Origin of the sequence: Neisseria sp. 74A18, from assembly GCF_001308005.1 — a bacterium.
In the GTDB taxonomy this organism is placed as follows: domain Bacteria; phylum Pseudomonadota; class Gammaproteobacteria; order Burkholderiales; family Neisseriaceae; genus Neisseria; species Neisseria dumasiana.
Genome location: NZ_LGZA01000007.1, coordinates 1 through 11,967, shown reverse-complemented (window position 1 = coordinate 11,967; position 11,967 = coordinate 1). Strand labels below are relative to the sequence as shown.

The 11,967-nt window shown below is 50.1% G+C and carries 8 protein-coding genes and 2 tRNA genes; 8 read left to right on the top strand and 2 right to left on the bottom strand.

Annotated elements, in window-relative coordinates; all coding sequences use genetic code 11:
* Positions 1-113 precede the first annotated feature (113 nt).
* The 5 genes from AKG43_RS03730 to AKG43_RS03710 all read left to right on the top strand — a co-directional run bounded on the left by AKG43_RS03730 (position 114) and on the right by AKG43_RS03710 (position 5,042).
* Positions 114-190, top strand: a tRNA-Arg gene (locus tag AKG43_RS03730).
* A 17-nt stretch (positions 191-207) separates the two neighbouring features.
* Positions 208-282, top strand: a tRNA-Glu gene (locus AKG43_RS03725).
* Positions 283-501: 219 nt separating this feature from the next.
* Entirely contained in the window at positions 502-687 is a 186-nt protein-coding gene (locus AKG43_RS03720) for a hypothetical protein (RefSeq protein WP_054599237.1), read from the top strand.
* Between the two features lie 248 nt (positions 688-935).
* Positions 936-4,613, top strand: coding sequence for a nitrate reductase subunit alpha (locus AKG43_RS03715; RefSeq protein ID WP_054599236.1), 3,678 nt, complete (start codon positions 936-938; stop codon positions 4,611-4,613).
* Between the two features lie 84 nt (positions 4,614-4,697).
* On the top strand, positions 4,698-5,042 hold the full coding sequence (locus AKG43_RS03710; RefSeq protein WP_054599235.1) for a cupin domain-containing protein: 345 nt from the start codon (positions 4,698-4,700) through the stop codon (positions 5,040-5,042).
* A 137-nt stretch (positions 5,043-5,179) separates the two neighbouring features.
* On the opposite strand, the gene AKG43_RS03705 is transcribed toward AKG43_RS03710, so the two are convergent.
* Entirely contained in the window at positions 5,180-6,442 is a 1,263-nt protein-coding gene (locus AKG43_RS03705) for an RsmB/NOP family class I SAM-dependent RNA methyltransferase (RefSeq protein ID WP_054599293.1), read from the bottom strand.
* Between the two features lie 164 nt (positions 6,443-6,606).
* Complete coding sequence (locus AKG43_RS03700; RefSeq protein ID WP_054599234.1) at positions 6,607-7,008, bottom strand: RNA-binding S4 domain-containing protein; 402 nt, start codon at positions 7,006-7,008, stop codon at positions 6,607-6,609.
* Between the two features lie 228 nt (positions 7,009-7,236).
* Here AKG43_RS03700 and AKG43_RS03695 point away from each other — a divergent pair, with 228 nt between their 5' ends.
* The 3 genes from AKG43_RS03695 to lepB all read left to right on the top strand — a co-directional run bounded on the left by AKG43_RS03695 (position 7,237) and on the right by lepB (position 11,273).
* A complete protein-coding gene (locus tag AKG43_RS03695; protein ID WP_054599233.1) occupies positions 7,237-8,196 on the top strand; it encodes an acetyl-CoA carboxylase carboxyltransferase subunit alpha in 960 nt (319 codons plus the stop codon).
* Between the two features lie 270 nt (positions 8,197-8,466).
* Entirely contained in the window at positions 8,467-10,260 is a 1,794-nt protein-coding gene (gene lepA, locus AKG43_RS03690; RefSeq protein ID WP_054599232.1) for a translation elongation factor 4, read from the top strand.
* The gene (lepB, locus tag AKG43_RS03685; protein WP_054599231.1) at positions 10,260-11,273 is read left to right on the top strand and encodes a signal peptidase I; all 1,014 of its coding nucleotides are present in this window, start codon (positions 10,260-10,262) and stop codon (positions 11,271-11,273) included. The genes lepA and lepB overlap by 1 nt, the downstream gene beginning before the upstream one ends.
* Positions 11,274-11,967 lie beyond the last annotated feature (694 nt).

Below are 11,967 nucleotides of genomic sequence, written 5' to 3'. Positions count from 1 at the left end.
ATATAGATTCATATGTTTATATATTTTTTACCATTGAGGTGTAGACAGGCAGGGCAAACCCTATTATTATTCGGTTTCTTGATTCACAGCACTAACGAAGCGTAGTGAAATAAGCACCCGTAGCTCAGTTGGATAGAGTATCTGGCTACGAACCAGAGGGTCGGGCGTTCGAATCGCTCCGGGTGCGCCAAGAATCAAAATCAATCCGCGCCCATCGTCTAGCGGTTAGGACATCGCCCTTTCACGGCGGTAACCGGGGTTCGATTCCCCGTGGGCGTGCCAAATTTTCAAACCTCTTAAGAATATTTTCTTAAGAGGTTTGTTTTTATTGAGACTTTTGCAAAAGAACAGATGTGGATATAGTTCAATCTGAAGCAGTAGAGCGGGTGCGGACATATCGTGAATAAACTTATCTCTGTTTTGGCGTAGCCGCGCTTTGCCGCCTTGTATCAAAACAAGTTGATTTGCTATATCGCATGATATGCAAGTGAACGGCGCACAATGCAGAAATCCACCGCGTATGTGAATAAAGACCTCATCCAATTTGGCTCTACTCTTTGCTTTGCATCTGTAGCTTTTGCTTCGGTAGCGCAGCGGATTTTCGAAGCCAGAAAACCGCTTAGCAAGCTCTTTGACAACACACTTGAGAATCGGATTTCTGTTCCGGTTTCATCAACGCAGCTTTGAAGTAAGGCGAAAGGCCGTGTTTAAAATCGTGCCGGTTGCTGATGTGTTTCTTTTTATGCCGGTTCTTTGATTACTTCCAAAGAACTAGGCATCTACTTAAAAAGCGTTTTTTTTCTCCGCCTTTTTCTTTCGGCTTAAACCCTTTCGATGCATATTTTCTTGCGGGTGGCTGTTCTATATTCCAATTGTAGAAAACTATTTTCAGACAGGCATTGCCCTGTCGGTGCGATAAACAAAAGGAACCCGCCATGAGCCACTTTTTAGACCGTCTGAAATTTTTCAGCCAAAAACACGAACCGTTTGCCAACGGGCACGGGGTGGTAACCGAAGAAGACCGCAAGTGGGAAAATGCCTACCGCAGCCGCTGGCAGCACGACAAGGTGGTGCGTTCCACCCACGGTGTAAACTGTACCGGCTCGTGCAGCTGGAAAGTGTATGTGAAAAACGGCCTGATTACTTGGGAAACCCAGCAGACCGACTATCCGCGCACCCGCCCCGATTTGCCGAACCACGAACCGCGGGGGTGTCCGCGCGGGGCTTCGTACAGCTGGTATGTATATTCCGCCCAGCGTGTGAAATACCCGATGATACGCGGCGTGTTGGCGGAAATGTGGCGTGAAGCGCGCAAAACCATGTCGCCGGTTGAGGCTTGGGCGTGGATCGTGGAAGACGAAAACCGGGCCAAGTCGTATAAAACCCAACGCGGCTTGGGCGGCTTTGTGCGTGCGTCTTGGGACGAGGCCAATGAGATGGTGGCGGCGGCCAATGCTTACACCGTGAAAAACTACGGCCCCGACCGGGTAATCGGCTTCTCGCCGATTCCTGCCATGTCGATGGTGAGCTATGCCGCCGGTGTACGTTATCTCAGCCTGATGGGCGGTGTGGCAATGTCTTTCTACGATTGGTATTGCGACTTACCGCCGGCCAGCCCGCAAATTTGGGGCGAGCAAACCGACGTGGCCGAGTCTGCCGACTGGTACAACTCGAATTATCTGATGGTATGGGGTTCCAACGTGCCGATGACGCGCACGCCCGATGCCCACTTCTACACCGAAGTACGCTACAAAGGCACCAAAACCGTGGCGGTTTCTTCCGATTTCGGCGAGATGGCGAAATTCGGCGATATTTGGTTGGCGCCGAAACAAGGCACCGATGCGGCTTTGGCAATGGCGATGGGGCACGTTATCCTTAAAGAATTTCATGTCGAGAACCCGTCTCCTTACTTTACCGACTATATCCGCCGTTTAACCGATATGCCGATTTTGGTACACCTTGAGCAGGAAGGCAGCGGTTATGCGCCCAAATATTTCCTGCGTGCGTCCGAATTGGACGGCAACTTCGGCGAAAACGACAATCCCGATTGGAAAACGCTGGCTTGGGACGAACTTTCAGACGGCCTGATGGTGCCCAACGGCTCTATCGGTTTCCGTTGGGACGGCAGCGGTAAATGGAACTTGGAAACGCAAGCGCAAGGCAATGAAGTGCGTGCCGCGCTGTCGCTGAAAAACCGTTCGGACGAAGTGGTGGAAGTCGGCTTCACCTATTTCGGCGGCGAGCACGACGAAGTGATTTACCGCAAAGTGCCCGCCAAACGCATTCCGCTGGCCAACGGCGAAACCGCGTTGGTAGCAACCGTGTTCGATCTGATGGTAGCCAACTACGGCGTGGACAACGGCTTGGGTTGCGAAAATGTTGCCAAAGATTATTTCGACGACAAGCCTTATACCCCTGCATGGCAGGAAAAACACACCGGCGTGAAACCGGAATTGGTGATTCAGGTAGCCCGCGAGTTCGCCCAAAACGCCCACGATACCGAAGGCCGCAGCATGGTGATTGTCGGTGCCGGTTTGAACCACTGGTACCACATGGATATGGCTTACCGCGGCATCATCAATATGCTGATGATGTGCGGATCTATCGGTAAATCCGGCGGCGGCTGGTGCCACTATGTCGGCCAAGAAAAGTTGCGCCCGCAAAGCGGCTGGATTCCGCTGACCTTCGCGACCGACTGGCACCGTCCGCCGCGTCAAATGAACAGCACCTCATTCTTCTACGCCCATACCAGCCAATGGCGGCATGAAAAAGTAGCCGTAGATGAAATTCTCGCGCCTAACGCCGACGGCAGCATGGGCAAGCTCTCGATGATCGATTACAACGCCAAAGCCGAACGCATGGGCTGGCTGCCGAGCGCGCCGCAATTGGGCGCAAATCCCTTGGATATTGTCGATCAGGCCGAAGCTGCCGGTGTCGATCCTGCCCAATATGTGGCAGGCCGTCTGAAAGACGGTACGCTGGATATGGCGTGTAACGACCCGGACAACCCGCAAAACTTCCCGCGCAACCTGTTTGTGTGGCGTTCCAACCTGCTTGGTTCTTCGGGCAAAGGGCACGAGTATTTCCTCAAATACCTGCTGGGCACGCAAAACGCCGTGTTGAGCGACGAAAACGACGAAGAGTGCATCAAGCCGTCTGAAATCAAGGTTCGCCCCGCAGCAGAGGGCAAACTCGATTTGCTCGTGGTGCTCGATTTCCGCATGTCCACCACCTGCCTATACGGCGACATCGTGCTGCCTACCGCCACATGGTATGAAAAAGACGACCTCAACACTTCCGACATGCATCCGTTTATCCACCCGCTCACCGAGGCCGTACAACCGCTGTGGCAAAGCAAAACCGACTGGGAAATCTACAAAGGCGTTGCCAAAAAATTCAGCGAAATCGCCAAAGACTATATCGGCGTGCGCAAAGACATCGTGCTCACCCCGCTGATGCACGACAGCCCGCAGGAACTCGGCCAGCCGTTCGACCCGAAAGACTGGAAACACGGCGAATGCGACCCGATCCCCGGCAAAACCATGCCCGCCATGACCGTGGTGGAACGCGACTACGGCGCGATTTACGAAAAATTCACCTCCGTCGGCCCCTTGTTGGAAAAAGTGAACAACAACGGCAAAGGCATGGCTTGGGACACTAAGCACGAAGTCGAATTCCTGCGCAAACTCAACGGCGTACAAGCAACCGGCGTGGGCAAAGGCCAGCCGAAAATCGAAACCGCCATTGATGCCTGCGAAATGGTGCTGACCCTCGCGCCCGAAACCAACGGCCACGTTGCCGTTAAAGCATGGGAAGCGTTGAGCAAAGCTACCGGCCGCGACCACTCGCACCTGATTAAATCGAGCGAGCACACCGCCATCCGCTTCCGCGACATTGTCGCCCAGCCGCGCAAAATCGTAACCTCACCGATTTGGTCGGGCGTGGAAAGCGAAGAAGTGTGCTACAACGCCGGCTACACCAACGTGCACGAACTCATCCCGTGGCGCACCATCACCGGCCGCCAGCAGTTCTACCAAGACCACAAATGGATGCGCGATTTCGGCGAACACCTGTGCGTGTACAAACCTGCCGTGGACTTTAAAACCACCAAGAAACTTTTGGGCAAATACCCCAACGGCAATAAGGAAATCACCCTTAACTTCCTCACGCCGCACCAAAAATGGGGCATCCACAGCACCTATTCGGAAAACCTGCGTATGCTCACCCTTTCGCGCGGCGGCCCGCATGTGTGGATTTCCGAAATGGATGCCAAAAAAGCCGGTATCGTCGATAACGACTGGGTGGAAGTGTTCAACGCCAACGGCACGATTGCCTGCCGCGCCGTTGTCAGCCAGCGTATTCCCGAAACCATGATCCTGATGTACCACGCACAGGAAAAAATCGTCCACACTCCGGCGGGCGAGGTTTCCAAAAAACGCGGCGGTATCCACAACTCCGTAACCCGCGCCATTCTGAAACCCACCCACATGATCGGCGGCTACGCCCAATTGGCCTACGGTTTCAACTACTACGGCACGGTAGGCTCCAACCGCGACGAATGGGTGATTGTGCGCAAGATGAACAAAGTAGATTGGATGGATACGCCTGTGTAACTCATCAGGCCGTCTGAACAATGCCTGCCCGAAAACCGTTTCAGGCAGGCGTTTTTACGATCCATACGAGAAAGGCGAATCAAAATGAACCGGCTCGATATTCTGCATATTGCAGAACATTTAACGGATAATCCCGCAGAATCCATCCGAACTGTGCTTCATCAGGGAAGTGATATGAATCTGGTGCTGTGGCAGCTTCCGCCCGGGGGTATCTTGCCGCCCCACCGCCATCCGAACGGGGAAGATATTTGGGTGGTGCTGAAAGGATGTGCCGAAATATGGGGCGACGATAACAGCCGGCAGGCGGTAGCGGCGGGCGATAGTGTGGTTATCGATACCGGTTGCCGCCATGGTTTGCGCAACACGGGTGAACAAGATTGTGTTTTGCTTTCCGTGCTTAGGCCGCAGGCCGGATTTGAAACGGCTTGAAACCGAAAAAAACACTATTCAATCAACATTTGAATATGGGCAGTAACGTTGCAGTAAAAGTTAAGCTGATTGATTATAGGCTGTCTGAAAAGCGTTAAATGCTGTTCAGACGGCCTCATGCGGTTAAAGCGGTAAAGCTAGGCTTTACGTTGCATAACTGCGGCAAAAAAGCCGTCGGTATGGTGTTCGGCCGTATTCAAACGGAGATATTTTCCGGTATCCAAACCGTTAACTTTGGCTGATTCGAGCAAAGCGGCACAGTCCAACAGTTCGAATTGCGGATGTTCGCTTAAAAAGCGTTCTACCTGCCGTTCGTTTTCTTCGGGCAGAATGCTGCATGTGGCATACACCAAACGGCCTTGCTCTTTAACCAATGCCGAGGCCGCGCTCAGGATACTGTGTTGCTGCTCAAGCAGTTTGGATACGGTTTCGGGCGATTGGCGGTATTTCAAATCGGGGTTGCGGCGCAAAGTGCCCAAGCCGGAGCAGGGGGCGTCAACCAACACGCGGTCGGCTTTGCCGTTCAGACGGCCTATACGCGGATCGTGTTCGCTGCTGATGCGTTCAGGGTGGATATTGGTTAAACCGGCGCGAACCATGCGCGGCTTGAGATTGGCAAGGCGTTTTTCGGCAACGTCAAAAGCATAAATCCGCCCTTTATTGGCTGTCATCGCACCGATGGCCAGCGTTTTGCCGCCTGCGCCTGCGCAAAAATCAACAATGATTTCTCCGCGCTTGGCGCCGGTTAACAAGGCAAGCAGCTGGCTGCCTTCGTCTTGAACTTCCAACGTGCCGTCTAAGAAAAGGGGATGTTTGTTGAGCGCGGCTTTGTCTTGCAGGCGTATGCCCCAAGGCGAATACGGCGTGGCTTCGGCGGCCAAACCTTCGCTTTGCAGGGCTTCCAATACTTTGTCGCGTTTGGCTTTGACGGTGTTGACCCGCAGATCGAGCGGGGCAGGGCGGCTGATGCTGCGTCCGAATGCGAGTATGGCTTCGTCGTCGTAATGCGCCTGCAAGTGCCTGATCAGCCATTCGGGCAGTTCCGCCGCCGTGTTGAGGCCGTCTGAAAACTCGGCTTTGCGGCTTTTCAGACGGCTTAAAAATTCGCGTTCTTCTTCATTGATCAATTCGCTGATTTGGCTGATGTTGATGCCGCGGCCGACAACCAAAGCAGCCAGTGCGGCTTGTTTGGCTTGGGCGTGCGGCCGGCGCAGCGCTGCTGAAATTTTTTGGTAATGGCGCAGCGCGGCAAATGCGGTTTCGGCGATTTCGTGACGGTCTTGGCGGCCGAGTTTTTTGTGGTCGCGGAAATAGGCGGAAAGCACGGCGTCGGCAGGCTGTTGGAACGTCAGCATTGATGAAAGCACGGCGGCGGTATGGTCAAGTTGGGTTGAATTTATCATAGCGGTATGAAATAGGTATCGGCGCGGATTATCCTTAGCAGGCCGGATAACATTGCATGTGGTTGATGGTGGGCGGTCGGAGTTTTTCAGACGGCCTGCCCGAAAATAAGCAGTCAGGTGCAGCGGGGTAACTTAACACGGGCAGATGACATGCGGTATGGCTACCAATCGCCGCGTTTGATTTTATCGATTTGGCGTCGGTCGCGCTTGGTAGGCCGTCCGTCGGGGTACGCGGCGCTTACGCGGCTGGCTTGGTCGAGCAGTTTCTGCGCTTCGCGTTTTTCGGCCGTCTGCTTGTCTTCTTCATACAGCATCCGCGCTTCGGGAGCGGGGCGGCGTTGGTGGTTGAGTGCCAAAACGGTCAGCTTGTAGGGAAGCGAATTTAAAGTTAAATCGATAACGTCGCCGGCAGAAATGTTTTTGCTGTTTTTCACTTTGGAGCCGTTAACCTGTACGCGTCCCAATTCGATATGCTTTTGAGCCAAGGCACGGGTTTTGAAAAAACGCGCAGCCCACAGCCATTTATCGAGCCGCATCGCAGTATTATCGTGATCGCTTTTCATGTTATTGCCGTGTGATTGAAGTGTTGGCGAGTTTAGCATAAGATACGGGATTGGGTGCAGTGCGAGTATTTGCACTAAAACCCGGGAAATAGAGATACAGCCGTTATATGCAACGGCACAATACACATTAATCAGACGGGCGGCGTGATGAAACACGACAAAATACTGCCGAAACTGCTTTGATTAGCGTATGATTACGTCCGAATCCTATTGATAAGAGCATTAATTATGAAACCCGTTTTCTTGGATTTTGAACAACCTATTGCGGAATTAACGAAAAAAATCGATGAGTTGCGCTTTGTGCAAGGTGAGTCGGCCGTAGATATTTCAGAAGAAATCGTCCGCCTGCAGAAAAAAAGTGCCGATTTAACCAAATCGATTTTCAGCAAACTCACTCCTGCCCAAGTATCCCAAGTATCGCGTCATCCCCAACGCCCTTACACATTAGACTATATCAACACCATTTTTACCGATTTCGAAGAGTTGCACGGCGACCGCCACTATGCCGACGACCATGCCATTATCGGCGGATTGGCGCGCTTCAACGGCCAAAGCGTAGTGGTGATCGGGCATCAGAAAGGCCGTGATACCAAAGAAAAAATCCGCCGTAATTTCGGCATGCCGCGTCCCGAAGGCTACCGTAAAGCATTGCGTTTGATGCAGCTGGCCGAAAAATTCCATCTGCCTGTGATGACATTTATCGACACGCCGGGCGCTTATCCCGGTATCGGCGCAGAAGAACGTAACCAATCGGAAGCCATCGGCCGCAACCTTTACGAATTAACCAAACTGCATGTGCCGGTGTTGTGTACGATTATCGGCGAGGGCGGTTCCGGCGGCGCATTGGCGATTGCCGTGGGTGATTATGTCAATATGCTTCAATATTCCACCTATTCGGTGATCTCACCCGAAGGTTGCGCCTCTATTTTGTGGAAAACCGCAGAAAAAGCATCCGATGCTGCGCAAGCGTTGGGTATTACCGCCAAGCGTTTGGCCGAATTAAAATTGATCGACCGCGTGATTGAAGAACCTTTGGGCGGTGCCCACCGTGATCATGCCGAAATGGCAAAACGCGTTAAGGATGTGTTGGCCGAGCAACTGCGTATGGCGCAAGATATGCCTATGTCCGACCTGCTTACCCGCCGTTTCGACCGGATTATGTCTTACGGCCAATTTGTAGAGAAATAAACCGGGCATTTCAATATAAAAAAACAGCAGGCGTTAAAACCTGCTGTTTTTTATATTGAAATGCCCGTTCGTGCCGCAAGCGTGAAGCTTTGCGGCTGCGCTGCCTATTTAAACGACGGTAACGGTTTAAGGCCGTCTGAATTAGCCCAAACCGCTTTTTTCAGCTAAAATAAGCGGCTATTTGATCCCGATTTATCAGGCCGTCTGAAACGGTATGTTCTTGTTTTTCAGACGGCCTCTCACAGAATAACGAGCAGCATGTCTAACTCAATGAAAAACATTAGAAACTTTTCCATTATCGCCCATATCGACCACGGCAAATCCACACTGGCCGACCGCTTTATCCAATATTGCGGCGGCTTGGAAATGCGCGAAATGAGCACGCAGGTGCTGGACTCGATGGATATTGAAAAAGAGCGCGGCATTACCATCAAAGCGCAAACCGCCGCCCTGAATTATAAGGCGCGCGACGGGCAAACCTATCAGCTCAACCTGATCGACACCCCCGGACACGTCGATTTTTCCTACGAAGTTTCCCGCTCGTTATCTGCTTGCGAAGGCGCGCTCTTGGTTGTGGACGCTTCGCAAGGCGTGGAAGCGCAAACCGTGGCCAACTGCTATACCGCGATTGATTTGGGTGTGGAAGTGGTGCCCGTGCTGAATAAAATCGATTTACCCGCCGCCGACCCCGACCGCGTGGCGCAGGAAATCGAAGACATCATCGGTATCGATGCCGTCGGTGCAGTAACCTGCTCTGCCAAAAGCGGCTTGGGCGTGGAAGACGTGTTGGAAGAAATCGTTGCTAAAATTCCTGCTCCCGAAGGCGATGAAGATGCACCCTTGCAAGCCATGATCATCGACTCTTGGTTTGATAATTATGTCGGCGTGGTGATGCTTATCCGCGTTAAAGAAGGCCGTCTGAAACTGAAAGACAAGCTGCTGTTTATGAGCACCAAAGCCGAAACGCAGGCGGAACAACTTGGTGTGTTCACGCCGAAGTCGGTGCAAAAACAAGAATTAAAAGCCGGCGAAGTAGGCTTCCTGATTACCGGCATCAAAGAATTGAATGCTGCCAAAGTTGGCGACACCATTACCTTGGCAGCCAATCCTGCTGAAAAAGCTTTGCCCGGTTTCCAAGAGGTTCAATCACAGGTATTTGCCGGTTTGTATCCGGTGGAAAGCCACGATTACGAAGCTTTGCGCGATGCCTTGGAAAAACTGCAATTAAACGACGCTTCGCTGAAATTCGAGCCGGAAGTTTCCCAAGCCTTGGGTTTCGGTTTCCGCTGCGGCTTCTTGGGGCTGTTGCATTTGGAAATCGTGCAGGAACGCTTGGAGCGCGAATTCGATATGGATTTGATTACCACCGCGCCGACGGTGGTATATGAAGTCTTGTTGAAAAACGGCGAAAAAATCGAAGTGGAGAACCCGTCCAAACTGCCCGATGTCGGCAGTATCGACACGATATTCGAGCCGATTATCACGGCTACGATTTTGGTGCCGCAGGAATATGTGGGTGCGGTGATGACCTTGTGCAACCAAAAACGCGGCGTACAAAAAAACATGCAATACATGGGCCGCCAAGTGATGCTCACTTACGATCTGCCGATGAACGAAGTGGTGATGGATTTCTTCGACAAGCTCAAATCCACTTCACGCGGCTATGCTTCGTTGGATTATGAGTTTAAAGAATTCCAAGCGGCCGATCTGATTAAGCTGGATATTATGGTGAACGGCGAAAAAGTCGATGCTTTGAGCCTGATTGTCCACCGCTCCAATGCCGTGTTCCGCGGCCGCGAACTGGCGGCGAAAATGCGCGAACTGATTCCGCGTCAGATGTTCGATATTGCCGTACAAGCGGCAATCGGCAGCCAGATTATCGCCCGCGAAACCGTAAAAGCCCTGCGTAAAAACGTACTGGCCAAATGTTACGGCGGCGATATTACGCGTAAGAAAAAACTTCTTGAAAAACAGAAAGCCGGTAAACGCCGTATGAAGCAGGTCGGCAATGTGGAAATTCCGCAGAGCGCGTTCTTGGCTATTTTGCAGGTTGGGGATAAATAATGAGTAAAACATTGATACTGGGCGCAATTGCCGCTTTGGTCATCGGTTTCGTGCTGTTTGCCAGAAGCAGCAAACAGCGTGAAGAAAACGGTGAGTGGAGCAATTCGCTGCAATGGGGCTATTTGCTGATGATGGTCGGCATATTCGGCGTGCTGTCGGCATTCATGAGTTTTACCGCTGTTTTGCTGATTTTCGTATTGATTACAGGCGTAATCTGGTTTGTGCATAAAGGCCGTCTGAAAAAACAACCTGAACATCATGGCAGCAACAACCACTTTACCGATTATTTGGGCGGCTTTTTTCCCATTATTTTAGTGGTATTTGTGCTGCGTACATTTGTTGCAGAGCCTTTTCAAATTCCCTCAAGCTCGATGAGGCCTGGGTTGGTAGTAGGTGATTTTATTTTGGTGAATAAATTTGCCTACGGTATCCGAACCCCGATCATCAATAATGTATTAATTCCCACCGGACAAATACAGCGCGGTGATGTTGCGGTATTTAATTATCCGGAAGACCCTAAAATCAATTACATAAAGCGGATTGTCGCCCTGCCCGGCGATGTTGTCGAATATCAAGATAAGGTATTGACGATCAACGGCGTGAGGGAAAAAGACATACTCAAAGGCACATATTCTTATCAAGATGATCAAGATCCTTCATTAAATAGAGAAGCTAAAATTTATCAGGCTTCCGTATTCGATCATGATTTCGATGTGTTAAAAATGGATGATGTTCCGGCGGTAGATTTGAATGCGGTGAATTTTGTACAGCACAGAATGGCCGAAGCCGGCTTGCAAAGCGGCCTGATTGAAAACTGCCAATATGCGGCAGACGGAAGCGGCTTTGCGTGCAAAGTGCCTGAAGGTCATTACTTTGCACTGGGCGATAATCGGGACGGAAGCTCCGATTCGCGTTATTGGGGTTTTGTGAGTGATAAATATATTGTCGGAAAAGCCTTTTTTATTTGGATGAACTTCCGCGATATGAGCCGTATAGGAACGACTATCCGTTAATCATCTCTTTTTGTTTGGAAAAGCCGAATTCGAGTTGATCGAGAATTCGGCTTTTTTAGTGCACGGCTTTTGAAGGCTTTTAGTATTTAATGCAAGCAGCATTCGAGATATCTAAAATTTGAGACATTTGTGTCCAATCTGAATAAGGTGTTTGCTTATTGATTTAATTAGGCAGATTTATAGTTAATCAGCTTATTTTTAATACAAAGCAGCAAGCCGTAGACAATACAAGTAATACGAAACCTACTCCGTTACCGCTTCAGCGGCTTATACAATCGTTCTCTGTTGAGCTAAGGACCAGCAACATCGTAGTAAAAGTTGATTGACTATAACATGTTTCATTAAAGAATTGGATACTATATGATAGTTTTTAAGTTAATTATTATTAATCAATAAAATAACATATATAAACATAATATAACTAAATCTGATAAAAATAAATAAATTTCAAATATATTGATAAAAACTTTTACAAATTGCTAATTAATGATAATAAAATTTTATTTTTATGTTTTTTTTTGAAATAAAAATTTGTTTCGGTAAGCGTTTGTTCATTATAAATGTGTAACTCAAGAATCTATCTCAATATTTATCATTTTTATGCGTTTGAATTACTTCAAAAGCATAATTATGCTTAATGAATACATGTTTGTATAATGAAATTGCGAGTTTCATCTAAATTTATTATTAAATT